The following is a 23,433-nucleotide window of genomic DNA, read 5'->3' as shown; positions in this document are numbered from 1 at the left end:
TACGGGAACACGACGAGAGGCCACCGATGGACATCAGACTCGCCAAGGGCGCGAACACCCCGCTGCCGGCGCCCTCGTGCCGGGTCCGGCTCACGTCGCCCGGCGCGGAGATCGACGTGTGCGCCGTGCTGCTCGGAGCCGACGGCAAGGTGCGCGGGGACGAGGACCTGGTCTTCTTCAACCATCCGGTGGAGAGCGGCGTGGAGCTGGCCGACGACACGATCACGGCGGACCTGGCGGCCGTCCCCGCACCGGTCGAGCGCGTCGCGATCGTCGCCGCGCTCGACGCCGGAGCGGGCGGACCCGCCTCCTTCGACGCCGGGAGCACGCCGGGGGCCGCGGTCGAGTGCGGCGGGACGCGGATCGTCTTCGAGCCGCCGCCGCTGACGGGCGGGGAGACGGCGGCCCTGGTGGTCGAGCTGTACCGGCGGGCGGGTACGTGGAAGGTGCGGGCCGTCGGACAGGGCTGGGCCACCGGCCTCGCCGGACTGGCGACGGACTTCGGCGTGGCCGTCGACGACCCCGGCCCGGCCCCGACCGCCGCGCCCGCTCCGACCGCCGCGCCCGCTCCGGCCGCCGCGCTCGCGCCCGCCCAGGCCCCGGCCACCCGGCGGACCGCCCCCGTCCCGGCCGCCCCCGCCCAGGCCCGGCCGACCACCCCGCCGGCCGCCGCCGCGCGGCACGTCGTCCTCACCAAGTCCGGTACGGACGTGCTGTCGCTGCGCAAGGACGATCCCCGCGTCGTCGTCACCGCGACGCTCCAGTGGGACGGCGGGAGCACGCGGCGCCGCCAGGCGGGGGCGGACCTCGACCTGTACGCCCTGTCCGTCCCGAGGCACCTCGTGACCGCGGGGCGGCAGCGGCCGAAGGCGACCGACCTGGCCGTCTACTACCGCCGCCTCGGCTCGCTCACCGGCCCGCCGTTCCTCGCCCTCGACGGCGACGCCCGGGCGCCGGGACGCGAGACCGTCTCCATCGCCCGCCCCGACCTCCAGGGCTACGTCCTGCTGTGCGCCTACAGCGCGGTCGAGAACGGCGTCGGATCCTTCCGGTCGTACGGAGCGCACGTGGTCGTCACCGACAACTGCGGCTCCACGGTCACCGTGCCCCTGTTCAGCACCCGGGCCCGTGCCTACTGGGTGGCCATCGCCATGGTCGACTTCACCACCGGGGAAGGCGTCCGCATCGGGCACGTGGAGCAGTACAGCGGACGCGACGTCGAGGCACGGCCGACGCTCTACTCCAACGGGAAGTTCCGCATGGGCACCGGCCCCGTCGAGTTCAAGACAGACCCCGCCGGCGGCTGACCCCGTACGCGGCACCCTCCCCGCCACGCCCGTGACGGTGCGATCCCGTGTACGTGCCAGGCTGGTCCTCGCGTCCAGGACGCCTGCATGTGCACCAGCAGTGACATCGACATCGACATCGACATCGACATCGACATCGACATCGACATCGACATCGACATCGAGGGAGTGACGTGGCGGACCGGGAACCTCTGGAGGGCCACCTGGCGGGATACGCCGAGATCCTCCGCGAAGCCGGCGCCACGGGGCGCAGGCTCACCCGTGCCGAGGCCGAGGCCCGCCGGGCCGAGGGGGAGCGGGCCGCCGAGGCGGGGCTGCCCCTGCGGGAACTGATACGCGATCACCTGGCCGTGGCCCGGGAAGCCGCGCCGGCCCGGCGCGCGGGGCCGCTGCTGGCCGCGGTCGAGCAGGCCGTGGACGCGTTCGTGGAGGGCTACGAGCTGGCCCAGCGGCAAGCCGTACGGCAGGAGGAGGCGGCCCGGCGGGAGTTCATCGACGACCTGCTGTTCGGGCGCGGCGGGCTGGGGAGGCTCGCGGAGCGGGCCGAGCGGTTCGGGCTGCGGCTCTCGCAGGCCCACGCGGTGGCGGTGGCGGCCGGGCGCGAGCCGTACGGCGACGGCTACCCCGTGGCCCGCCGCATCGAGCAGGCGGTGCTGGGCCGGTTCGGGAACCGGCAGGTCCTCATCGCGACGAAGGACGGCCGGCTCGTCTGCGTGGCCTCCGGCGACCAGCCCGAGGTCCTCGCCTACTTCGCGGAGCGGGCGCACGCGGCCACGGACGGCGGCCGGGCCGCGATCGGCCGCAGCCATCCCGGGCCGGGCGGGGTCGTCCACTCGTACGAGGAAGCGCTCAACGCCCTCGAACTCGCCGACCGCATGGGACTGGAGGGGCCGGTACTGCACGCCGCGGACCTGCTCGTCTACCCCGTCCTCACGCGCGACCGGCAGGCGATGGCGGACCTGGTGGAGAGCGTCCTGGGCCCGCTCCGCGGGGCCCGGGGAGGAGCCCAGCCGCTGCTGGACACCCTGACCGCGTACTTCGACAGCGGATGCGTGGCGATGGAGGCGAGCCGCCGCCTGTCGCTGAGCGTACGGGCCTTCACGTACCGGCTGGACCGGATCCACAAGCTCAGCGGTGCGGACCCCGCCCAGCCGCGGAGCCGGTACATGCTCCAGACCGCCGTGATCGGCGCACGGCTGCTGGGCTGGCCCGGAGCCGAGGCCGCTGCTCCCGCCGCCGTGCGTTAAAACGGCGTAAAGATTGCCGAGGCCAGGCAATGCGGGGCCCTGAACCGCCTTGAAACACTCCTCTTGTCCAGCGAGAACGCCGACTGCGAGGAGAAGTGCTCATGGGCCCGTTTCTCGGTCTCGGCATGGCGGGGATCGTCCTGCTGGCCTTCTCGCTGGCGTTCGACGGGCTGCTCGAAGGCGCCCTCGACGGACTGTTCGACGGGTGGCTGTCGCTCCCGGTGATCGCGGGCTTCGTCTCGATGCTCGGCTTCACGGGGGCGATCGTGCTCGGGACCACGGGTCTCGGGCCCGGAGCGGCGGCCGCAGCGGGGGCCCTGGCCGGGGCCGGCGCGGGCGGGCTGACGTACCGGGTGTGCCGGGCGCTGGCCCGCGACGACGGCGGAGCCGCCCCGCGCACGAGCGGACTCGTCGGCTCCGCGGGCTTCGTGGTCACCGCCGTCCCGGCGGGCGGGTACGGCGAGGTCCTGCTGCGGCTGGGCGGGCAGCCGGTCAAGTACGCGGCCATCGCCGAGGGCCCGCTCGCGACGGGTGCGGAGGTGTGGGTGACGGGGACGCCGTCGTCCACCTTGGTCAGCGTGCGCGCCGTCGAACGCTGACGCCCGCCGGGCGTCCGCCCGCATCCACCACCGAAATGCCCCTGAGGGGCAGGGGAGATCCAGCATGAACCCGGTCATGACAGCGGTCGTGGGAGTCGTCGTACTCCTCGTCCTGCTCGCCCTCGTCGTCGTCACCCGGTACAAGGTCGCCGGGCCCAACGAGGCGTTCATCATCACGGGACGGCGCGGGAAGAAGTCCACCGATCCGGCCACCGGCCAGGTCGTCACCGACAACAGCGGCCAGAAGGTCGTGGTCGGCGGCGGGGTGTTCGTCGTCCCCTTCGTCCAGCAGCGGTACACCCTCGACCTCTCCAGCCGCCACATCCCGGTCGCCGTCCGCGGCGCGGTCACGCTGCGCGGCATCAAGGCCCACCTCGAAGGCGTCGCGATCGTCAAGGTCGGCGGCAACGAGGACGCCATCCGCGCCGCCGCCCAGCGCTTCCTGCAACAGCAGGAGGGCATCGTCGGGTTCACCCAGGAAGTGCTCTCCGGCGCGCTGCGCGCCATCGTCGGCCGGATGTCGGTGGAGGACGTCATCCGCGACCGCGCCGCGTTCGCCGGCCAGGTCGCGGAGGAGGCCGAGGCCAGCCTGTCCGGGCAGGGCCTGGTCCTGGACGCCTTCCAGATCCAGGACATCTCCACCGACGGCTCCTACCTGGAGGACCTCGGCCGCCCGGAGGCCGCCCGGGCCAAGCAGGAGGCCGACATCGCCGAGGCCAACGCCCGCCAGGCCGCCGAACGGGCCCGCCTGAAGGCCGAGGAGGAGATCGCGGTCGCGGAGCGCACCCTGTACCTGCGCCAGGCCGAGATCAAGGCCGAGACCGACGCGGCCGCGGCCCAGGCGAACGCCGCGGGTCCGCTGGCCGACGCCGACCGGCAGCAGCAGATCCTGGCGGAGCAGGAGAAGGTCGCCGAACGGCAGGCGGCGCTGACCGACCGCCAGCTCGACACCGAGGTCCGCAAGCCCGCCGACGCCCGCCGCTACCAGGCCGAACAGGAGGCCGAGGCCAAGCGCGTGGCCCGGGTCAAGCAGGCCGAGGCGGAGCGGCTGGCCGCCATCGCCGGCGCCCAGGCGGAGGCCGAGCGGGCCCGGCTGACCGGTGAGGGGGAGAAGCAGCGCCGCTCCGCCCTCGCGGAGGCCGAGGCGGTCGAGGGCGCCAAGCGCGGCGAGGCCGAACGCGCCCGCCGCGCGGCGATCGCCGAGGCCGTCCGCCTGGAGGGCGACGCCGAGGCCGCCGCCATCGCGGCCAAGGGCGCGGCCGAGGCCGAGGCGATGCGGAAGAAGGCCGACGCCTTCCAGAACTACGGCGACGCCGCGATGGTCCAGATGCTGGTGGAGGTGCTCCCGCAGGTGGTCGCCAAGGCCGCCGAACCGCTGGGCGCCATCGACAAGATGACGGTGATCTCCACGGACGGCGCGAGCAAGCTGTCCCGCACGGTCGCCGACAACGTCGCCCAGGGCATGGAACTCCTCGGCTCCACCACGGGAGTCGACCTCCCCCAGCTCCTCAAGACCCTCACCACCACCAAGCCGGCCCCCACCCCCGACCCGGCCCCCACCAACGAGAAGATCGCCATCACCACCTGACGCGGCAACGGCACGGCCCCGGACGGTGCGCCCGGACCGTCCGTACGCGCCCGGCTCTCCGGCTCGGGGTACCGGGCGCCCGCACCGTGGCAGTGGGGGTACGCGAGATCGTACGGGGCGCTCAAGGCCGCCCCGCCGCCCCGGCCTGCCCGGAACGATGGTCAACCCCGCGCAGGGCATCGGACTCGGCGTGACGAAGGCGCGCGCGGACCAGGGTCCGCATCATCACGGCCCCCGCCGTCACGGCGGACAGGTGCAGTACCGCCGCGACGGTGATGTCCTCCGGCGGTGTGGCACCGGCCGGTTCCGCCAGCGCCACGTACAGCACCAGCGGCAGCTTCCAGGCGCTCCACGCGAACAATGAGCCCGACCCGATCCACCCGAAGGCCAGCGGGAGCAGGCGCGGCAGCCCGGCAGGACGCGCCCGGGCCACCGTCCAGGTGGCGGCGGATCCGGCCAGTGCCCAGAATCCCCCCACCGCGGCCAGGACGTGCCAGTCGCCGCTGCGCTGGACCGGGTGGGCGATTCCCAGGGTGCCTCCGGCCGCCCAGTAGAGCCAGACCAGCCCGACCGCGGCACCGACCGCGGCACCGACGGCGGCCGCCCACGGCGGCGCCGTACGCGGCCCGTCACCGACGCGTCCGGTGAACACGTCCGGCCAGCGGCGCCGCAGGTACGCCGGGACGGCGAGCGCCAGCCCCAGCCCCATGCCCACGAAACCGAACTCGACCAGCACTCCCTCCCAGACCGGCATGGCCGGGTCGTCACCGCCGCCGCCCCGCGAGTCGCCGCCCGCGTCCAGGAGCGCACTGAGCAGGCCGAAAGGCAGCACCGAGACGAGGAACCCCGACCCCACCCAGGAACAGAAGGCGACCAGGGCCCCCGGTATCCGCATCCCCCACGGCCGCACCAGCGCGAGCGCCAGAGCGATCCCGATCACCGCCATGCCGGCCGTGACGGTGTTGAGCACCACCCACTCCGCCGTCCCGAACCCCTCGCCGACGGGCAGCACCCCCACGAGGGAGCCGACCACCCACGAGACCTTGATCAGCAAGTACGGCGACAACGCCAGCGCGGCCCCGTACGCCGCGGCCCGCCCGACCCGATCCCAGCGACCCACCCGAACTCCCCTTCCACCGGCAGGAGTTACAGCCTCCGGCCGGACCGGGCCGCCCGCGTCACCCGCCGGACGGATACGTCTCCCCCACCCGGGGGAGCCCGGTGCGGCCGGCGCGAGCCCCCTGCGCCGGGCAGCCGGCCGACCGCGAGGACGAGGCGGCGGGCGGTGCGGCCAAGACCGTCTGATCGAACTGGGCGACACCGCCCGGCCACACCGACGGCCTCGTCCCGCTCGACGCGGACCACCTGCGCCCGATGCTCGGCTCCTTCACCGAGGCCCTGAGCGACCTCGAACACTGGACCCGACCCGACCCGACCCGACCCGCCACCACGCCCCGACGGGCCTGACGGCACGGCCGTTCCGCGACACCCTTCAGGGCGTCTCGGGAGCCACGCCGGGCCGTTCGCGCCAGAAGGCTCCGGACCCGCCGCGGCGCAGCAGCAGCATCAGCACCACTCCCGCGCCGGCCAGGAAGAGCGCGATCACCAGCGGTGCGCCCAGCCCGAACCAGGCGGTCGAACTGGAGGCGTTGGCCGGGTCGGCCATGTCGGCGACGGACTCGGCCAGCAGCCAGATCAGCATGGCCGCACCGAGCAGCGGGCCCGCGCCGAGCAGCAGGAAGGGGCCCGGCCCCCGCAGCAGCCGGCGCCGGTACCAGACGGCGCAGGCGATGCCGGTGAGGGCGTAGTAGAAGGCGATGAGCAACGACAGGGCCGTCAGGGAGTCGGCGAGGGCGTTCTCGCTGATCCGGTGGATCACGACGTACCAGACGATCGCCGTCCCGGTGACCCACCAGGTGCTGGTGCCCGGTGTGCCGCGGCGGGCGTCTATGTGGGCGAACCCGGCGGGCAGTGCCTTGCGGCGGGCCATGGACAGGGCGGTGCGGGAGGCCGGGATGATGGTCGTCTGGGTCGATGCGAGGGCGGAGGTGGCCACGGCGAGGAGCAGGATCCAGTCCCAGCCGCCGAGCACCTCGCGCGCGAGCGCGGCGAAGACGTCCTCCTCCGCGTCGGCCTGTCCGGCGAGGTAGGCGGTGCCGGCGTAGGCGACGACCGCGAAGGCCACGGCCACGTAGGTCGCCAGCAGGACCACCGTCGACCAGATGCCCGCCCGGCCGGGGGTGTCGGCGGAGTCCTTGGTCTCCTCCGTCAGGTTGACGGCGGATTCCCAGCCCCAGTACGCGAAGACGCCGAGCAGCAGGCCGCCGGTGAGCGCGGAGCCGCCGGCTCCGAAGGGGTCGAGCCAGCCGGCGGCCGGGCGGACGGCGTCCAGGGATCCCGTGCCGGCGTACACGCGCCACAGGGCCACGCCCGCGAACACGACGAGGCAGAGGACCTGGACCAGCACGAGCGCGTTCTGGAAGCGGGCCGACACCTCGGTGCCGCGTACGCAGAGCCAGGACATCAGGAGGATCACCAGGACGGTGAGGGCCTCGCGGACCAGGTTGTTGCCGGCCAGGCCGTCGGCCCCGACGGCGAGCAGTCCGAAGCCGACGGCGACGTCGGCGAGCGAGCCGACGACGAGCACTCCGGTCATCGCGATGGCCCAGCCGCCCAGCCATCCGGTGGTGGGGCCGAGGGCGCGGGTGACCCAGGAGAAGGTCGTGCCGCAGTCGGGATCGGCCCGGTTGAGGTAGTGGAAGGCGGAGGCGATCAGCAGCATGGGGACGAAGGACGCCAGCATCACTCCGGGGGCGTGTACGCCGACCAGGGCGACGAGGGGGCCGATGACGGCGGCCAGCGAGTACGCGGGGGAGGTGGCGTTGAGGCCGATGGCGAGGGAGTCGAGGAAGCCGATCGCGTCCGGTTTGAGGGCGCCTGCCGGGGCCTGTCCCGTCGGCGTGCCGTTCCCGCCCGGTACCGCGGGCGCGGCGGGGGCCGTGGCTGTGGCGGTGGCCGTGGCCGTGGCGGCACGGGGGGTGGTTTCCGGCGGGGTGTCTGCGGCCATCGTCCCTCGCTGTACTGGTGCGGTGTGCGGGCCGCGCCGTGGTGGGCGCGGTGTGAACGGGGGGGTGAACTGCGAAGAGGAAACCCGCGCGGGAGGGGAGGGGTCAATGGTGTTGGCATAAGGGCCCCGGGAAGGCCCAACGAAGGCCCCGCGAAGGACCAACGAAGGCTGCGGGACGGCCGCGGCGGCGGCCGCGTCAGCCGCTCCGCAGGGCCTGGAGCCGTGACTGCGCGCTCGCGAGCAGCATGTCCAGGGCGACCGGGTAGGCGCTGTGGTTCATGCGGGCGACGAGCAGCCGCCGGGTGGCGTTGATGTGCGGGTACTCGTCGGCCGGCAGCCGGGCGTACGTGGACTCCCACTGCCCCTCGTCGGAGGTCCGGGACGGCTCGGACAGGGCTAGGGATCCGGCGTCCAGGGCCGCGAAGGCCAGGCTCTGGTCGATGAAGGCGTGGTAGATCACGACCGCCTCCGGGTCGGGGAACCCCGCGGTGCGCAGGATGCCCAGCACGGCCTCGTCGGCGGCGATCTCACGGGGCCGTCCGGTCACGCGGCCCGCGGTCAGTACGGCCGCCTGCGGGTGCGCGAGGTAGGCACCGTGGATCCGCAGCCCGAGTTCGCGCAGGTCGTGACGCCACTGGCCGGTGGCGGCCCACCCGTCCAGGGCCCGCCCGATGAGCTCCTCGCCGATGGCGAGGGTGAGGGCGTCCATGCCCTCGAAGTACCGGTAGAGGGTGCTGGGATCGGCTCCGAGGGCGGCGCCGAGCCGCCGGGCGGACAGGCCGGCGCTGCCGTGTTCCCGCAGCATGCGCAGGGCGGTCTCGACGATCAGCCGCTCGGACAGGACCACGCCCTGCCGGGTGGGACGTCGCCGCCGACGGGCTTCCTCGGGAACCACGGGCTTCGCCATCGGACACCTCCCCTTCCTTACGCCAACACCATTGACCTTATCTTGCGATCCCGGCTTTCATCCCTCCCACGAGGCGCGGATCTCCGTGGACCTCACCGAGAGAGGGTTTCGTCATGCGTGTTCTGCTAGTGGGCGCCGGTGGCGTCGGTACCGCGATCACCCGGATCGCGGCCCGACGGGACTTCTTCGACCGCTTCGTGGTCGCCGACTACGACCTGGCCCGCGCCGAGGCGGCCGTGACCGCGCTCGGCGGAGCCGGCGGCCGGTTCCACGCGCGCCGCGTCGACGCCTCCGACCGGGCGGCGGTGGCCGCGCTCCTCACCGAGGAGCGGTGCGACGTACTGCTGAACGCCACGGACCCGCGGTTCGTGATGCCGCTGTTCGAGGCGGCCCTCGCGGCGGACAGCCACTACGTGGACATGGCCATGTCCCTGTCCCGGCCGCACCCCGGCCGTCCCTACGCGGAGTGCGGCGTCAAGCTCGGCGACGAGCAGTTCGAACGGGCCGCGGCCTGGGAGAAGTCGGGCCGGCTGGCCCTGGTCGGGATGGGCGTGGAGCCGGGCCTGTCGGACGTCTTCGCCCGGTACGCGGCCGACGAACTCTTCGACGTGATCGACGAGATAGGCATCCGCGACGGGGCGAACCTGACGGTGGAGGGCCACGACTTCGCCCCGTCCTTCAACATCTGGACGACGATCGAGGAGTGCCTGAACCCGCCGGTGGTCTACGAGCGGGAACGCGGATGGTTCACCACCGAGCCCTTCAGCGAGCCGGAGGTCTTCGACTTCCCGGAGGGCATCGGCCCGGTCGAGTGCGTCAACGTCGAGCACGAGGAGGTGCTGCTGGTCCCGCGCTGGGTCGACGCCCGGCGGGTCACCTTCAAGTACGGCCTGGGCGAGGACTTCATCGGCAAGCTGAAGACCCTGCACGCGCTGGGCCTCGACTCGACCGAACCGGTCACGGTCCGCGGTGCGGACGGCACCCCCGTACGGGTCTCGCCGCGCGACGTGGTGGCGGCGTGCCTGCCCGACCCGGCCACGCTGGGCGAGCGGATGTCGGGCAAGACCTGCGCGGGGACCTGGGTGAAGGGGACCAAGGACGGCCGGCCGCGCGAGGTGTACCTCTACCACGTGGTGGACAACCAGTGGTCGATGAGCGAGTACGGTTCGCAGGCCGTGGTGTGGCAGACCGCGGTCAACCCGGTCGTGGCGCTCGAACTCCTCGCAGGCGGAGTGTGGGCGGAGTCCGGCGTACTCGGCCCGGAGGCCCTCCCGCCGCGCCCGTTCCTGGACCTGCTGACCGCGTACGGCTCCCCGTGGGGCGTCCGCGAACAGGGCTGACCGGCCCTCCCGTCTCGCGCGCACCCGTCGGGCGCTGGTTGGCTGGAGCCGGACCCTCAGGAGGCCGGTGATGCCGCAGGACGACCAGCCACAGCACGACCGGCCACAGCACGACCGGCCACAGCACGACCGGCCGCAGGACGGGGGCCGGGAGGAACTGGCCGCGCTGAGGGCGCGCGTGCTCGCGCTGGAGGAGGAGGCCGCCGCGCGACCCCCGCGCCGGCACCGCGCGCGCTCCCTCCTGGGCGCCGTCCTGATCGTGCTGGGCTGCGTACTCGCCCCCCTGGGCATCCTGGCCTCCTGGACCTCCGACATCGCCGGGGACACCGACCGCTACGTCAAGACCGTCGCGCCCCTCGCCTCCGACCCCGACGTACAGGCGGCGGTGGCGAACCGGGTCACCGGCGCGGTCATGGAGCACATCGACCTCCCGGCGCTGCTGGAGGACGCGGCCCCCGACCAGCGGCCGCTGCTGGAGAAGGCACTGGGCGGGCTCGGCGGCTCGCTCGAAGACGCGCTCAGCAGCTTCGTCCGGGAGAAGGCGAGGGAGGTCGTCGCCTCGGACGCCTTCGCGACGGTGTGGGCGGACGCCAACCGCGCGGTCCACACGTCGCTCGTACGGGCTCTGACCGGCAGCGAAGAGGGCGCCGTCCGGATCAAGAACGACGCGGTGACCCTCGACCTCGCCCCGGTGATCGAACAGGTCGAGCAGCGGCTCGTGCGCTCCGGGCTGGGAGCGGCGAAGAAGATCCCCGAGATCCACACCGACTTCACCCTCGTGCAGTCGCAGGACATCGGCCGGGTCAGGACCGGCTTCCGGCTCCTCCAGCTCGCCGGGACGTGGCTGCCCGTACTCGCCGTCCTCCTCGCCGCCGGGGGCGTCCTGCTCCGCGCCCGCCGGCGCAGGGCGCTCATCGCGGCGGCCCTCGGTTTCGCGGCGGCGGCGCTGGTCCTCGGCATCACGCTGACGGTCTTCCGCACGGTGTACCTGAACGCCCTGCCCGACACGGTCTCCCAGGCGGCCGCCGGCTCCGTCTACGACGCGATGGTCCACCTCCTGCGGCTGGCCGTGCGCACCGTCGTGGTGCTGGGGGCGGTCGTCGCCCTCGCGGCCTGGCTGACGGGGCCGGGACGCGGGGCCGGTGCGGTCCGGGCGGTGTGGCGTTCCGGCATCACCGCCACCCGGGGCACGGCAGACCGGCTGGGACTGCGCACCGGCCCGCTCGGTCCGTTCCTCCGCCGCCACCGGACCGGGACCACCTGGATCCTCGTGGCGGGCGCGGTCGTCGCGTACGTCGTCTGGCCCCACCCGACCGGCTGGGTGGTCGTGGGCTGCGCCCTGGCACTCCTCTTCGCCCTCGCGGTGGCCCGGTTCCTCGCCGAGGAGCCGGACGCCGGAAGCCGGAACCAGCAGGCCTGACGCCTGGCGTCCGGCACGCAGCCGGGCCCCGTGCAGGGCGGCGCGGATCCCCGACCCGGGTCGGCTAGGCCGGCACCGCCGGCAGCCGGCCGTCCGCGACCGCCTCCAGCAGGGCCTGGTGGTCCCGCTCGTTGCGGTCGGCGTAGTTCTCCGCGAACCGCTCCACGGCCCGGTCGAAGACATCGCCCCCGCCCAGGTACGCGGCGATCGCGATCCGGTCCCCGGAGCGCGCGTGCGCCCGCGCGAGGGTCTCCCCGCACAGCTCCCCGAACACCCTCATGCCGCGCGGCACCATGTCCGCGGGGTCGGCGATCGCCTTCCAGTCGCGCAGCTGCCGCAGGTAGAAGTCCCGCTCGCGGCCGTCGATGCCCTCCTCGCGGGTCCAGCCGAGGAAGATGTCCCCGGCGGCCTGCATCAGCCGCTGCCCGGCGACCACCCGCTCGCCCTGGGTGGCGTGCCCGCTCGCGCCGACGTGCGCGGCGAGCACCGATTCGCCGGCCTCCTTGGCCTGGAGGATCAGCGGGTCCCGCCCGTCGCGGCCGGTGAGCAGCACGATCCAGCAGCGGGTGCCGACACTGCCGACGCCGACCACCTTGCGGGCCATGTCGACGACGGTGAACTGCTTCAGCAGGTGGCGCCGCTCCGGCGGCAGGGTGCGTCCGTACCGGTCGATCAGGTCACGGATCTCCTGTTCGAGGACCCCCCGTTCCCGGTCGGGAAGCAGATCGGCGACCGGGGTGATCAGGTACGGCACGGCGGTGAAGCGCCGCTCGCCGCGGACCACCTCGGTGAGCCTCCCGAAGGCCTGGAGGCTGTCGCGGCCGCGCGCCTTCTCCAGGGTGTCGGCGACGCGCCGCCGCCCCCGCGCGCGCAGGGCCCCGGCCGCCACCGTCCGGAGCCGGTCGGCGTCCACGCGCGCGTACCAGACGTCCAGGTTGCGCATGAGGGCGAAGCGGCGCATCCACTCCCGGTACGAGCGCACCGTGGAGCGCACGATCCGGGCGCGCTCGGCTTCGTCGAAGCCGTTCTCCCGTGCCGCGATGACGAGACTGGCGGCCAGCCGCTTGACGTCCCACTCCCACGGACCGGGCAAGGTCTCGTCGAAGTCGTTGAGGTCGAAGAGGAGGTTGCGCTCCGGGGATCCCAGCAACCTGAAGTTCAGTACGTGCGCGTCGCCGCACAACTGGACCCGCAGGCCGGAGTCCGCCGTGCCGGCCAGATCGGCGGCCATGACCGCGGCCGCGCCCCGGTAGAAGCGGAACGGCGACTCGATCATCCGCCCGTAGCGGACCGGGACCAGCTCGGCCAGACGGGTGGCGGACTGCCGCTCGATCACGGCCACCGGGTCCCGTCGGGCGGAGGCGGAGAACTCCTCGTGACCGGACCTCGGCGCCCTCTTCCGCGCGGCCCTGCCACGGGCGGCCCGTTCCTCGGGGGACAGCCAGGGCCCGCCACCGGCCGCGGTCGTCCCGTGCATCGGCGTCATGCGAACCTCCTCGGCTCGTGGAACCCGGGCCCGTGCGCTTCCAGCATGCGCCCCGCGCGGCGGGGGCCCACCCGGACGTACGCCGGTCAGGGCTACCCGCTCCCAGGGTCCCGGACCGGAGTGCCCAGACGACCCGCCAGGTACGGTTCCTGCGCCAGCACGGCGCCCGTGCTCAGGCCGACCGCGATGGCCACGCACAGCACGATCAGCCACGACAGCAGTACGAAGACCGACCCGAACGCCCCGTACTCGCCCAGCACCCGGTTGAGGGCGAGCGGCATGTACAGGCGCGCGCCGAGCGACAGCACGGTGACGGCCGCGGCGCTGAGCAGCGCCCCGGGCAGCAGCGGCCACCAGCCGACCGCACCGCCGAGCAGCAGGTGCTGCGTCCACCACCACGCCGCCGTCTGGAGGAGGAAGGTGAGGGGGACGCCCAGCCACAGTCCGGTGCCGAACCCGTCGCGCACCGGCCCCTGCACCACCAGCAGGCCCGTCCAGACGGCGATCCACACGACCCAGCGCCAGACCGCGATCCGGGCCGCGCCCCGCGGGATCCCCCACGCGCGCTTGCACAGCCGCTGGACCGCTCGGCTCACCGCGGTCGCCGACAGCAGCACCATCACCGACCCCACCACACCCACCGCGTTCTGCACGTCCTCGTCCGTCCCGGCGAAGAACTCGTCGAGCTGCTCGCCGGACGCGCCGGTGAGGCCGAAGAGGGCGCGCAGCGACGAGGTCAGCTGCTCCTGGAGGGCCTGCGGGGCGAGCGAGGCGACGACGAAGAGCAGGGGAACGACCGTCAGGAGGACCTGTGCGGCCACCCGGGTCGCCGAGTCGAAGATGTTCACCGCGATCATGCGCTCCGCCAGATGGGTGATCACGGGAAAGCGGACCTCGCTGCGGTACCGGATCCGCCGTCCGGTCTCCGCCAGCTCCCGCGAGCGGGTCCGCCACCACGATGCCCACAGCACGCCGCGCACCCGCCTCCTTCGTCCCCGTCCAGGTTGGCGGACCCGGCCCGGCGCGGCACCCCGACGGAACGCGGCCGGACCGAGGGGTCAGCCCCAGGTGAGCGGGTCGAGGTGGAGGTAGAAGCGCAGGCGTTCGTGGTCGAGGGCGATGCCGTACTCCTCGGCGAACGCCACGTCCGCGGCCCGTGCCCGCTCCTCGTCCGCCCACGTCTCCCGTGCGTTGGCCAGGAGCAGCGCCAGATCGGCGTGGCGGTCGGCCCGTCCGAGGCGGCCCAGGTCGATGAAGCCGGACACGTCCAGGGTCTGCGGATCGAGCACGATGTTGGGCAGGCACAGGTCCCCGTGGCAGACGACCGCGTCACCGGCCTCCTGGTCCCGCCGCCGGGGGACCTGCGGGGTCAGGCGGTCCAGCAGGTCGGCGGGAGGGGTGTGCTGCTGCTCGACGGGGAGGAACTCGGGGTTCACGGCGTCCCGGGCGACGACGTCGCGTGCCAGGGTGACCATGGTGTCCAGGCCCCGGTGGAACGGACACTGCGACACGGGCACTTCGTGCAGACGACGGACCGCGTCCGCTATGCGGCCCCAGGAGCCCCGCAGATCCGCGGCCGACACCTGATCGGCGGGAACGCCCTGGACGGCACTGGTGACCAGGCAGGCTCCCGCGTCGGTGTCGTACCAGTCGAGGACGGCCGGACCCGGTACCGCCCGGGCGCCCAGCCATGCGATCCGGTCGCGCTCCGCCGCCAGGTCCGCCGCATCCGCCACGGGGACGCACTTGGCATACCGGCCGGCGTCCGCGCTGCGGAAGACGAAGGCCCCCGACTCACCGGTGGTGACGGGCAGCCAGTCGCCGCCCGCGCCGAGCAGTGCCGGTGACACGACGCGGGCTTCCGAGTGATCGTCCATGGCGGTCACCCTACCGAGCCCGGCCTTCCCCGCGGGGCGGGCTTCAGGGACAGCCGTGAAAGGGCGAGTTCCGGGAACACCGGTGGAAGCGGCCGGGCCGACGTACGGTCGAACCACGGGCCGGGCCCCGCAGCCGGCCCCCGTCGCCATGACCGGAACAGGAGCGGAGCAGCCGATGCTTCTCTACGCCCAGACCCCAGCACGGCGGAACCGCCAGATCCTCGCGGACCTGATCGCCGTGGCCGTGATCGCCTGCGCGGTGTGGTTCGCGCTGGCCGTCCACGACGCGATCATGCGGCTGGCCGAGCCGGGACGGAAGGTGGAGAGCGCGGGCGAAGGCTTCGCGAGCGCCCTCGACGACGCCGGCGAGACGGCCTCGGACGTGCCGTTGGTCGGCGGCCTCCTGAAGAAGCCGTTCCAGTCCGCGGCCGACGCCGGCACCGGGCTCGCCGACGCCGGACAGTCCCTGCAGGACGCCGTCGGCCAGTTGGCCACCCTGGCCGCGGTGGGCCTGATCGTCGTCCCCGTGGCCTTCGTCCTCCTGCTGTGGCTTCCCCCGCGCCTGCGCTGGATCCGGCGCGGTGCCGCCGTCCGGCGCCTGGCCGACGCACCCGGCGGCGCCGACCTCCTCGCCCTGCGCGCCCTCACCGGACCCCTGGCCGATCTCGGCGCGGTCCCCGCCCCGCCGGGCGGCCTCGCGGACGCCTGGCGCCGCGGCGACCGGCAGGTGGTCGCCGCCCTGTCCGAGGTCGCGCTGAGGCGGGCGGGCCTGCGCCCCGACGGGCGGCCACGGCCGTCGAAGGCGCCGAAGGGGCGGGGTGGGGGAGCGGGGTGAGGGACACGGATGCGTCGCGCGACGCGCGGCCGCCTACCGGCCCAGGGCGCCGCGCACGGTGATCCCGTACCGGGTGCGCAGCCGGCGCAGCTCCCAGACGGACAGGGCGGTCACCGACAGGGGCGCCCCCGCGAGGAAGAGGAGCCACACGCCCTGCGGGGCGTTGACCGGCGGCCCGTCGACGGCCTGGAGGACGGACATCGCCACGACGACGACCGGAGACAGCAGGGGCGGCAGCACCTCGTGGACGTCGGCGGTGCGGAAGGAATGGTGGACGCACAGCACCGAGGAGGCCAGGACGAAGGGCAGCAGGAACAGGGAGGTCAGTCCGATGAGAAGGCTCAGGACGAAGCCGACGTCCCCGATTCCGCCGAACAGGCTGTCGTGCAGGTCGCGCCGGAAGGCGAAGGCCAGCAGGGCCGCCGCCCCGAAGAGCACGCCGAAAGCCGTCAGCGGGCCCGGCAGCCGCCGGCGGTACCGGCTGCGCAGCGGCGGCCGGGCGGCGACCACGAAGGCGCCCACCACCAGCGGTCCCACGACCATCAGTACGGCGGCGGCGAGCAGCATCTCGGTGATCTTGTCGTCGATCACGTCCTTGGCCCCCTGGCGCAGCGAGTACGCGTAGAACAGCCAGGCCGTGGCTCCCACGCCTATGCACGTACGGGCCACCTGGGCCCCGGAGATGGCGGGGTCCGCCAGCCGGTCCTCGCGTCCCGGGCGCTGGAAACGGGCGGCCGCGACGAAGGGGGCCATCAGTGCCGTCACACAGCCGTGGCGCCGCGTCCGCTCCCGGTCCGCCGGCCGCCTCCCGTACGGCGGGGCGTGGGTCCGCCCAGCCGGAGACCAGCCGCCCGGCCGCCCGCCGTACCCGTCCTGCCGTGCCATCCGGCGTCCCCGTCCCCCGAGTTGATCAAGATCGAATGGGGACTGTACCGGGAGCGTCCCGGCCCCCGGACGCCGGGCCCGGCCCCCCGCCCGTCGGTCCGTCCGCCCGTCGGCCCCTCCACCCGCATCCGCGTCGCACCGGCTATCTTTCGGCCGGAAAACGAACGGCTGGGACGAGGCTCCTCGGGGGTGGGACGTGACGACGGTCGCCGTCACCGGGCACACGCGCATCGACCCCGACAGGTCGGCCGCCATCGCGGACTCCCTGCGCGCCGTCCTCGCGCGCTCGTCCGCCGGCGGGCTGACCGGCCTCTCCTGCCTGGCCGAGGGGGCCGACGCCCTGTTCGCGGACCTCGTCCTGGAAGCCGGCGGCCGGCTGGAGGTCGTCCTGCCCTCGCACGACTACCGCGCGAGGATGGTCGCCCCGCACTACGCCGCGCACTTCGACCGTCTGCACGACGCCGCGGCCGCGGTGACGGTCCTCCCGTACCGGCAGGCCTCCAGGCGGGCCTACAGCGCCGCCAACCGCGTGCTCCTGGGCCGGGCCGACCTGCTGGTCGCGGTGTGGAACGGCCTGCCGGGCCGCCCGGGCGGCACCGCGGACACGGTCGCCGCGGCACGCGCCGCCGGCCTCCCCGTCGAGGTCGTACCGGCCTGATCCGCCTGGGGGATCCGCAACGGACGCCGTACGCCCACAGTCCCGACCGCAGTACGGCCCCGGGCGCGCCACCGGATCGGACGGGCCCGGGGTGCCGGATCGGCCGGGAGTGCGCAGAGTGGGTCCGAAGGACGCACGGCCGCCGCCCCGGGGCGGAGAACGGCAGGGGCCGGGCTCGTGCCGGGCGCAGTGTGCGGCGTGCAGCGCAGAGCCCGGGCGCGGACGAGTGAGGACCCCCCCATGACCCAGCCGCCCGTCCAGTCCCCACGCTCCGGCGACGAGCCTCCCCCGGACCACGTCATCGTGCTGTTCGGCGCCACCGGCGACCTCGCGCGGCGCAAGCTGCTGCCCGGCCTGTTCCACCTGGCACGGGCCGGGCTGATGCCCCCGCGCTACCGGATCGTCGGCACCGCCCCGGCCGCCGGCGCCCCCACCGGCGCGGAGTTCCGCGACCACGCGCGGCAGGCCGTCGCGGAGTTCGGCCTCTCCCGCCCCGAGGGCCCGCAATGGGCGGATTTCGAAGCCGCCCTGTCCTTCGGCGCGGCCGACACGGGAGCCGCGGAGCCCCTGCTGGCGGCGGTGCGGGAGGCCGAGACCGCCCTCGGCGGCAGCCCGCGCCGGCTCTTCCACCTGGCCGTGCCGCCCGTCGCGTTCGGCTCGGTCATCGCCCTGCTGGGCGACACGGGGCTCGCCGAGGGAGGACGGGTGATCGTGGAGAAGCCCTTCGGCACCGACCTCGCCTCCGCCCGCGCGCTCAACGCCGCCATCCACGCCGTCTTCGACGAGTCACGGGTGTTCCGGATCGACCACTTCCTCGGGAAGGAGGCCGTCGACAACGTCCTCGCGCTCCGCTTCGCCAACGGCCTCTTCGAACCGCTGTGGAACCGCGAGCACATCAGCCACGTACAGATCGACGTGCCCGAGCACATCGACATCCAGGGCCGCGCCCGCTTCTTCGAGGGCACCGGCACCTTCCGCGACATGGTCGTCACCCACCTGTTCCAGCTGCTCGGCTTCATCGCCATGGAACCCCCCGTCGCCCTGGAAGGGGACGCGCTGCGCGACGAACAGGCCAAGGTCTTCCACAGCATGCGCCCGCTGGCCCCCGCCGACGTCGTCCGGGGCCAGTACACCGGCTACCGCGAGGAGCAGGGCGTCGACCCGGCCTCCGACACCGAGACCTTCGCGGCGCTGCGCGTCGGCATCGACAACTGGCGGTGGGCGGGGGTCCCCTTCCACCTCCGCACGGGCAAGGCCCTCGCCGAAGGCCGGCACGTGGTGACGCTCGGCCTGCGCGAGCCGGTCCTGCGGATGTTCCCGCTGGACGCCCGGGCCACCGCCGGCGGCCGGAGCAACGAGCTGGTCATCGACTTCGGCGACCCCGGCTCGATCACCGCCCGCTTCCTGGCCAAGGAACCCGGGCCGTCGATGCGGCTCGCCGACGCCGCCATGGTGTTCGACTACGCCACCTCCTTCGCCGCGCAGAACTCCCTGGAGGGGTACGAGCACCTCCTCCTGGAGGCCATGCGGGGCAACCAGGCCCTGTTCACCCGTTCCGACGGCGTCGAACGCCTCTGGGAGGTCGCCGCCCCCCTGCTCGACGCGCCCCCGCCGGTCGAACCGTACGCCCCCGGCAGCTGGGGCCCGGCCGGCATCGAAGCCCTCGTCGCCCCCTACCGCTGGCACCTGCCCGACCGGGGCGCCACGCCCTCGTAGCGCGTCCGGACACCGGCCGGCCGGGACGCCCGCCCGGCTCCGGAAGGGACGCAACCGAGTACCCCCTCGGCGCGCCTGTGTGCCTTGTGCGACCGGCTCCCCTTCGATGGGTTGCCCACGGCACCCCACCGGAACAGGCAGCGCCATGACGTCCCACCCCCGCCGGCCCTCCCGCCGCAGCGTGTTCTCCGCCGCGCTCGTGCTCGGAGCCGCCACCGTCCTGCCCGCCGCCGCTTCGGGCGCGGCCCGCGCCGCGACCGGCTCCCGGCGGTCCGGGGGGCGGGACGGAGCCACGGCACCCCCGATCACGGACTGCGAAGGCTGGAGCGCCCGCGAACCGTCCGAGGACGTGGTGGTCCTCGACACGCGCCCCCAGCGGATCATCGTCCACCACACGGCGTCGGCCAACGTGACCGACTACTCGCGGGAGCGGGCCCACGCGCTGGCCCGGGCGGTCCAGAGGTACCACATGGACACGCAGGGCTGGATCGACACCGGCCAGCACTTCACCGTCAGCCGGGGCGCCTTCGTCCTCGAAGGGCGCCACCACAGCCTGGCCGCGCTGGAATCGGGGGACCGGCTGGTCCGGGGCGCCCACTGCGTGGGCCAGAACAACGTGGCCGTCGGCATCGAGAACGAGGGCACGTACACGGCCGTGGAGCCTCCCGAGGCGCAGTTCTCCGCCCTCGCCGACCTGTGCGCCCACGTCTGCCGCCAGTACGACGTCGCCCCCTCCGAGATCTACGGCCACCGGGACTTCAACAGCACCGCGTGTCCCGGCGACCGGCTCTACGCGATGCTGCCGCGGCTGCGCCAGGACGTGGCACGGAGGCTGGGGAGCACCCAGCCGGTGGGCCTGCCGCGCTGGCCGGTGAACCTGCCCGTCGACTGGTCCGCGAACCCGGAAGCCGCCGCCCGGTCCCTCGCGGAGTACCTCCCGCCGGGCCTCCTCGACCCGGTCGGGAGCCGCTGACGCCCGTCGGGGCCGGGTTCCGTCAGGCCGCGACCAGCCCCGTCTTGAGGGTGTCGGAGTTGGGGAAGTCGATGTAGAAGTAGGTGCCGTCCCCGAAGTCCGTGCCGAGGACGGTCCACTTGCCGGGCTTGGCCGTGAGCCAGCCCTTGCAGACCTTCCTGTCCTCGTCCCGGTCCTTCAGGTAGCACAGCCTCAGCACCGTCTCCCGGTCCGGCTGGACCTGGATGTCCGCGCACCGGTTGGTGGTGACGTAGTAGCCGTCGCCCTCGGGGGCGAACCGGTATCCGTCGTACCGCCATGCCCCGCTGATGCAGGACGCGGCGGCCGCCGGCGCCACCCCGGCCGGCCGGGACGTCGCGGCGGCTGCGGTGGAAGCGGCACCGCCGAGGGTTCCCGCGGCGAGGAGGCCGACCGCGAGCAGGGTGGTGAGTTTCGTGGGAACGGGCACGGTTCTCCTTCTGGCGTTCGGTCACGTATGCCCCGTCGGGGCCCGGTGGACCACTTCACCAGCTCACAGACCGTCCGGCAGCACTGTTTTGAGCCTCCTGGACACGGCGCCGGCCGGCGCCCGGCCGATTGGCCTGGACCTGCCCTTCCGTGCCGACGCGCCGCCCGCTCCCGCCGCCCGCCGCCCGCCGCCGGCCTGCCGTCCGACGGCCCGGACCCGCCCGGCGCCCACCGCCGCACCCGCTTCCGAGGCCGCGCGCCGTTCAGTCCGTGACGGGCAGGCACTCGGTGAGCAGGGCGACGATCTCGCGCCAGGCCCGCTGCGCGTGCCGCGGGTGGTGGCCGACGCCGGGAGGCGTGGTGTGGTCGACCGGTGGGTGGTGGAAGGCGTGCAGGGCGCCTCCGTAGACCACGAGCCGCCAGTCCACGCCCGCGGCCTGCATCTCCGCGGTGAACGCCTCCCGTTGCGCGGGCGGCATGATCGGATCCTCCGACCCGACCCCGGCCCATACCGGGCAGCGGATGCGTGCCGCCTCGCCCGGTCGGCCGGTGGTCAGGGCGTTGACCGTCGCGATCGCGCGCAGGTCGACGCCGGCGCGACCGAGTTCCAGGGCGACCGCGCCCCCGGTGCCGTAGCCGATGGCGGCGGTCCGGTCGGGGTCGGCCCGCGGTTCGGCACGCAGCACGTCGAGCGCGGCGTGACCGATTCCCCGCATGCGGTCGGGATCGGCGAGCAGCGGCATGCAACGGGCCAGCATCTCCTGCGGGTCTTCCAGATAGCGTCCGCCGTGGAGGTCGAAGGCCAGCGCCACGTAGCCCAGTTCGGCCAGAGCCTCGGCCCGCCTGCGCTCGACGTCGCTGAGCCCCATTCCCTCGGGTCCGATCAGGACCGCGGGCCGGCGCTCGGCACCGGCCGGAAGGGCGAGGTGTCCGATCATCGTCAGGTCGTCGGCCGGGTATTCGACCGTACGGGTTGTCACCGTCGTCATGCGACCGGACGGTAGTGACCGCCCCGCCCGCGCGGGGCGGTGTTCACCGATGGCAGACAGCGGCCCACGGCGCCGCGGGCTCCGTCCCGGGACGGGCCCACCGGCCGTCGACGGGGGTGCCCGGGGCCGGACGCCGTGTGCATAGGGTGAGCCCATGTCTGTCACCTTGAGCTCCACGAAAGCCGCTGCCGCACTCCGGCGTTCGGCCCGGGTGTCCGCCGAGTTGCTGGTGGTCCTGGTCATGGCGGCGGCGGTGCTGTGGGTTCTGGGCCGGATGTGGTCGGTCATCTGGCCGCTCGTCGTGGCCCTGCTCCTCACCACCCTGACCTGGCCCCTGGCCGCCTTCCTGCGCCGGCGCGGATGGCCGCCCGCCCTGGCCGCCTCCGTGGTGACCGTGCTCTTCCTCCTGGCGGCCGCCGGCATCGTGGCGCTCATCGCGGTTCCCGTCGCCTCCCAGTCGGGGGAACTGGTCGACGGCGTGGCCGCGGGCATCCAGCAGCTGCGCGAGTGGGCGGCGGGGCCGCCGCTGAACATCGGCAACGACCAGATCACCGGCGCCTTCGACGCCGCTGTGGCCCGGCTCCAGAACAGCGTCGGCAGCGCGGTGTCCACCGTGGCCACGGGAGTGAGCACCGTCTTCAACGGCCTGGTCACCGCCGTGCTGGCGGTCTTCCTGATGTTCTTCTTCCTGAAGGACGGCCCCCGCTTCCTGCCGTGGCTCACCCGCCAGCTCCCCGGCCGGCTCGCCACCGACGTTCCGGAGGTGGCCGCGCGCGGCTGGCAGACCCTGGGCTCGTTCGTCCGGTCCCAGGCCTTCGTCGGCCTGCTGGACGCCGTGTTCATCGGCCTGGGCCTGTGGATCGTCGGCGTACCCCTGGTGCTGCCGCTGGCGGTCCTGACCTTCGTGTCCGCGTTCGTGCCGATCGTGGGCGCGCTGTTCGCCGGTCTGGTGGCGGTGCTCATCGCGCTGGTGTCGAACGGCCTGACGGACGCGCTGATCGTGCTGGCGATCATCGTCGCGGTGCAGCAGCTGGAGGGCAACGTGTTCCAGCCCATGATCCAGAGCCGCGGTCTCGGACTGCACGCGGCGGTCGTCCTGCTGGCCGTCACGCTGGGCGGCAGCCTGGCCGGCGTCGTGGGCAGCCTGCTGGCCGTACCGGCCGCCGCCCTCGTCGCCGTCGTCTGGAACTACCTGCGCGACCAGCTCGGCGAACCGCCGCACGATCCGGCGGCCGCCGAAGGGCTGCCCACCGCCCCCGCCCCCTCATAGGCCCGCCGCCCCGGGTCGCGCCGCCGCCTGGCCCGGTCGCTGCGGGAGCAGCGTCCGGCCCGGTCCGAGCAGGGAGGGCCGGTGCGTCGGCGAGCCGTGGACGCCGCCCTTCCGCGAAAACGACCGGCCTGCGGGCCCGAGGTGAACCCCGGCCGGGTGGAACCGGGTACTCGGAGCCGCCGTCCTCCCGTACATGCTGATCGTCCTGGGGACACTCTTCGCCGTCGCGCCCGTCGTCGTCTGGACGACGATCGCCCGCACCCGCCCCGTCGGCTTCGCGATCGGCGGCACGCTGCTCGCCGGGGCCGGTCTGCTGATCGGCGTCCAGCGGGGCTGGATCGACGCCCCCGGACCCGACGCCCATCTCGTGTTCACGGTTCTCGCGCCCCTGCTCATCGCCTGCGGCGCGGGACTGGAAGGACGGCACGGGAACCCTCCTCCCCCGGAATGGACCTCCCGCCGCAACGCAGCGATCGGCTTCCTGGGGACGCAGTTCGCCCTCACCCTCGTGGTCGGACTCCTGTACGCGCTGCTGATCAGCGAAGGCTCGGACGCCCCGCCGTCCAAGGCCCTCCCCCCATTGCCGCCGGGCATCAGCATCGTTGACGAAGGCACCAGCTGCGGTTCCGGCGGCTGCTGGCGCGCCGCGACGGTCACCAGCGGGGACGGCCTGTCCCGCCCGGACATCATCCGCGAACTCGGCCTCCAGCAGGAGAGCTGCCGCGCCAGCGGCTGGCTGCTCGACTGGCGTGACGTGTGCGTCGGAGCCACGGACAACGGCGAGAAGGTCACCGTCTACGCCAGCTGGAGTTACTGATTCCG

General features: G+C 74.1%; 21 protein-coding genes. 12 read left to right on the top strand and 9 right to left on the bottom strand.

Annotated elements, in window-relative coordinates; genetic code table 11:
* Window positions 1-26: 26 nt before the first annotated feature.
* From OG553_RS35950 to OG553_RS35935, 4 genes are all read left to right on the top strand, one after another.
* Window positions 27-1,307, top strand: coding sequence for a TerD family protein (locus tag OG553_RS35950; protein WP_331728032.1), 1,281 nt, complete (start codon window positions 27-29; stop codon window positions 1,305-1,307).
* Window positions 1,308-1,480: 173 nt separating this feature from the next.
* Window positions 1,481-2,554: a helix-turn-helix domain-containing protein gene (locus tag OG553_RS35945; RefSeq protein ID WP_331728029.1), complete on the top strand. Its 1,074-nt coding sequence runs from the start codon at window positions 1,481-1,483 to the stop codon at window positions 2,552-2,554.
* A gap of 101 nt (window positions 2,555-2,655) precedes the next feature.
* A complete protein-coding gene (locus OG553_RS35940) occupies window positions 2,656-3,153 on the top strand; it encodes a hypothetical protein (RefSeq protein ID WP_331728027.1) in 498 nt (165 codons plus the stop codon).
* 64 nt (window positions 3,154-3,217) lie between these two features.
* Window positions 3,218-4,741, top strand: a complete 1,524-nt coding sequence (locus OG553_RS35935) for an SPFH domain-containing protein (RefSeq protein ID WP_331728024.1) — start codon at window positions 3,218-3,220, stop codon at window positions 4,739-4,741.
* Between the two features lie 121 nt (window positions 4,742-4,862).
* On the opposite strand, the gene OG553_RS35930 is transcribed toward OG553_RS35935, so the two are convergent.
* The 3 genes from OG553_RS35930 to OG553_RS35920 form a co-directional block, all read right to left on the bottom strand.
* Window positions 4,863-5,861, bottom strand: a complete 999-nt coding sequence (locus OG553_RS35930) for a hypothetical protein (RefSeq protein ID WP_331728021.1) — start codon at window positions 5,859-5,861, stop codon at window positions 4,863-4,865.
* Between the two features lie 372 nt (window positions 5,862-6,233).
* Window positions 6,234-7,808: an APC family permease gene (locus OG553_RS35925; RefSeq protein WP_331728018.1), complete on the bottom strand. Its 1,575-nt coding sequence runs from the start codon at window positions 7,806-7,808 to the stop codon at window positions 6,234-6,236.
* Window positions 7,809-8,004: 196 nt separating this feature from the next.
* A complete protein-coding gene (locus OG553_RS35920; RefSeq protein ID WP_331728015.1) occupies window positions 8,005-8,715 on the bottom strand; it encodes a TetR/AcrR family transcriptional regulator in 711 nt (236 codons plus the stop codon).
* Window positions 8,716-8,828: 113 nt separating this feature from the next.
* Here OG553_RS35920 and OG553_RS35915 point away from each other — a divergent pair, with 113 nt between their 5' ends.
* Together OG553_RS35915 and OG553_RS35910 are read left to right on the top strand one after the other, a co-directional pair.
* Complete coding sequence (locus tag OG553_RS35915) at window positions 8,829-10,055, top strand: saccharopine dehydrogenase C-terminal domain-containing protein (RefSeq protein ID WP_331728012.1); 1,227 nt, start codon at window positions 8,829-8,831, stop codon at window positions 10,053-10,055.
* 70 nt (window positions 10,056-10,125) lie between these two features.
* Window positions 10,126-11,475 (top strand): hypothetical protein, encoded by a 1,350-nt coding sequence (locus tag OG553_RS35910; protein ID WP_331728010.1) that lies wholly within the window; start codon window positions 10,126-10,128, stop codon window positions 11,473-11,475.
* 64 nt (window positions 11,476-11,539) lie between these two features.
* Here the strand turns inward: OG553_RS35910 and OG553_RS35905 are convergent, their stop codons facing one another.
* The 3 genes from OG553_RS35905 to OG553_RS35895 form a co-directional block, all read right to left on the bottom strand.
* Window positions 11,540-12,961 (bottom strand): DUF2252 domain-containing protein, encoded by a 1,422-nt coding sequence (locus OG553_RS35905; protein WP_331728007.1) that lies wholly within the window; start codon window positions 12,959-12,961, stop codon window positions 11,540-11,542.
* A 92-nt stretch (window positions 12,962-13,053) separates the two neighbouring features.
* Window positions 13,054-13,932, bottom strand: a complete 879-nt coding sequence (locus tag OG553_RS35900) for a YhjD/YihY/BrkB family envelope integrity protein (RefSeq protein ID WP_331728005.1) — start codon at window positions 13,930-13,932, stop codon at window positions 13,054-13,056.
* Window positions 13,933-14,019: 87 nt separating this feature from the next.
* Window positions 14,020-14,838, bottom strand: a complete 819-nt coding sequence (locus OG553_RS35895; protein ID WP_331728002.1) for an APH(3'') family aminoglycoside O-phosphotransferase — start codon at window positions 14,836-14,838, stop codon at window positions 14,020-14,022.
* A 175-nt stretch (window positions 14,839-15,013) separates the two neighbouring features.
* Between OG553_RS35895 and OG553_RS35890 the strand changes: the two genes are divergently transcribed.
* Window positions 15,014-15,673: a hypothetical protein gene (locus OG553_RS35890; protein WP_405983239.1), complete on the top strand. Its 660-nt coding sequence runs from the start codon at window positions 15,014-15,016 to the stop codon at window positions 15,671-15,673.
* Window positions 15,674-15,706: 33 nt separating this feature from the next.
* Here OG553_RS35890 and OG553_RS35885 read toward each other — a convergent pair whose 3' ends face one another.
* Complete coding sequence (locus OG553_RS35885; RefSeq protein ID WP_331727996.1) at window positions 15,707-16,438, bottom strand: hypothetical protein; 732 nt, start codon at window positions 16,436-16,438, stop codon at window positions 15,707-15,709.
* 316 nt (window positions 16,439-16,754) lie between these two features.
* On the opposite strand from OG553_RS35885, the gene OG553_RS35880 reads away from it, so the two are divergent.
* From OG553_RS35880 to OG553_RS35870, 3 genes are all read left to right on the top strand, one after another.
* Window positions 16,755-17,216 carry a hypothetical protein gene (locus tag OG553_RS35880; protein WP_331727994.1) on the top strand — a complete coding sequence of 154 codons (462 nt, stop codon included), beginning with the start codon at window positions 16,755-16,757 and terminating at the stop codon, window positions 17,214-17,216.
* A gap of 240 nt (window positions 17,217-17,456) precedes the next feature.
* Window positions 17,457-18,932, top strand: a complete 1,476-nt coding sequence (gene zwf / locus OG553_RS35875) for a glucose-6-phosphate dehydrogenase (protein ID WP_331727993.1) — start codon at window positions 17,457-17,459, stop codon at window positions 18,930-18,932.
* Window positions 18,933-19,077: 145 nt separating this feature from the next.
* Window positions 19,078-19,905, top strand: a complete 828-nt coding sequence (locus tag OG553_RS35870; protein ID WP_331727990.1) for a peptidoglycan recognition family protein — start codon at window positions 19,078-19,080, stop codon at window positions 19,903-19,905.
* A 22-nt stretch (window positions 19,906-19,927) separates the two neighbouring features.
* On the opposite strand, the gene OG553_RS35865 is transcribed toward OG553_RS35870, so the two are convergent.
* Window positions 19,928-20,353 (bottom strand): hypothetical protein, encoded by a 426-nt coding sequence (locus OG553_RS35865; RefSeq protein WP_331727987.1) that lies wholly within the window; start codon window positions 20,351-20,353, stop codon window positions 19,928-19,930.
* A 262-nt stretch (window positions 20,354-20,615) separates the two neighbouring features.
* Complete coding sequence (locus OG553_RS35860; RefSeq protein WP_331727983.1) at window positions 20,616-21,341, bottom strand: dienelactone hydrolase family protein; 726 nt, start codon at window positions 21,339-21,341, stop codon at window positions 20,616-20,618.
* Between the two features lie 154 nt (window positions 21,342-21,495).
* On the opposite strand from OG553_RS35860, the gene OG553_RS35855 reads away from it, so the two are divergent.
* A complete protein-coding gene (locus tag OG553_RS35855; protein WP_331727980.1) occupies window positions 21,496-22,611 on the top strand; it encodes an AI-2E family transporter in 1,116 nt (371 codons plus the stop codon).
* Between the two features lie 193 nt (window positions 22,612-22,804).
* Entirely contained in the window at window positions 22,805-23,428 is a 624-nt protein-coding gene (locus OG553_RS35850; protein WP_331727978.1) for a hypothetical protein, read from the top strand.
* The last annotated feature ends 5 nt before the right edge of the window (window positions 23,429-23,433 follow it).

Origin of the sequence: Streptomyces sp. NBC_00158, assembly GCF_045160885.1 — a bacterium.
Lineage (GTDB): Bacteria > Actinomycetota > Actinomycetes > Streptomycetales > Streptomycetaceae > Streptomyces.
This window is presented reverse-complemented; position numbering and strand designations above follow the sequence as displayed.

What these genes read in the sequence shown, in the direction of transcription:
- zwf (WP_331727993.1), top strand. Translation starts at nt 17,457, where the DNA reads ATGACCCAGCCGCCCGTCCAGTCCCCACGCTCCGGCGACGAGCCTCCC.
- OG553_RS35895 (WP_331728002.1), bottom strand. Translation starts at nt 14,838, where the DNA reads ATGGACGATCACTCGGAAGCCCGCGTCGTGTCACCGGCACTGCTCGGC.
- OG553_RS35890 (WP_405983239.1), top strand. Translation starts at nt 15,014, where the DNA reads ATGCTTCTCTACGCCCAGACCCCAGCACGGCGGAACCGCCAGATCCTC.
- OG553_RS35915 (WP_331728012.1), top strand. Translation starts at nt 8,829, where the DNA reads ATGCGTGTTCTGCTAGTGGGCGCCGGTGGCGTCGGTACCGCGATCACC.
- OG553_RS35850 (WP_331727978.1), top strand. Translation starts at nt 22,805, where the DNA reads ATGCTGATCGTCCTGGGGACACTCTTCGCCGTCGCGCCCGTCGTCGTC.
- OG553_RS35870 (WP_331727990.1), top strand. Translation starts at nt 19,078, where the DNA reads ATGACGTCCCACCCCCGCCGGCCCTCCCGCCGCAGCGTGTTCTCCGCC.
- OG553_RS35925 (WP_331728018.1), bottom strand. Translation starts at nt 7,808, where the DNA reads ATGGCCGCAGACACCCCGCCGGAAACCACCCCCCGTGCCGCCACGGCC.
- OG553_RS35905 (WP_331728007.1), bottom strand. Translation starts at nt 12,961, where the DNA reads ATGACGCCGATGCACGGGACGACCGCGGCCGGTGGCGGGCCCTGGCTG.
- OG553_RS35950 (WP_331728032.1), top strand. Translation starts at nt 27, where the DNA reads ATGGACATCAGACTCGCCAAGGGCGCGAACACCCCGCTGCCGGCGCCC.
- OG553_RS35935 (WP_331728024.1), top strand. Translation starts at nt 3,218, where the DNA reads ATGAACCCGGTCATGACAGCGGTCGTGGGAGTCGTCGTACTCCTCGTC.
- OG553_RS35940 (WP_331728027.1), top strand. Translation starts at nt 2,656, where the DNA reads ATGGGCCCGTTTCTCGGTCTCGGCATGGCGGGGATCGTCCTGCTGGCC.
- OG553_RS35920 (WP_331728015.1), bottom strand. Translation starts at nt 8,715, where the DNA reads ATGGCGAAGCCCGTGGTTCCCGAGGAAGCCCGTCGGCGGCGACGTCCC.
- OG553_RS35910 (WP_331728010.1), top strand. Translation starts at nt 10,126, where the DNA reads ATGCCGCAGGACGACCAGCCACAGCACGACCGGCCACAGCACGACCGG.
- OG553_RS35855 (WP_331727980.1), top strand. Translation starts at nt 21,496, where the DNA reads ATGTCTGTCACCTTGAGCTCCACGAAAGCCGCTGCCGCACTCCGGCGT.
- OG553_RS35860 (WP_331727983.1), bottom strand. Translation starts at nt 21,341, where the DNA reads ATGACGACGGTGACAACCCGTACGGTCGAATACCCGGCCGACGACCTG.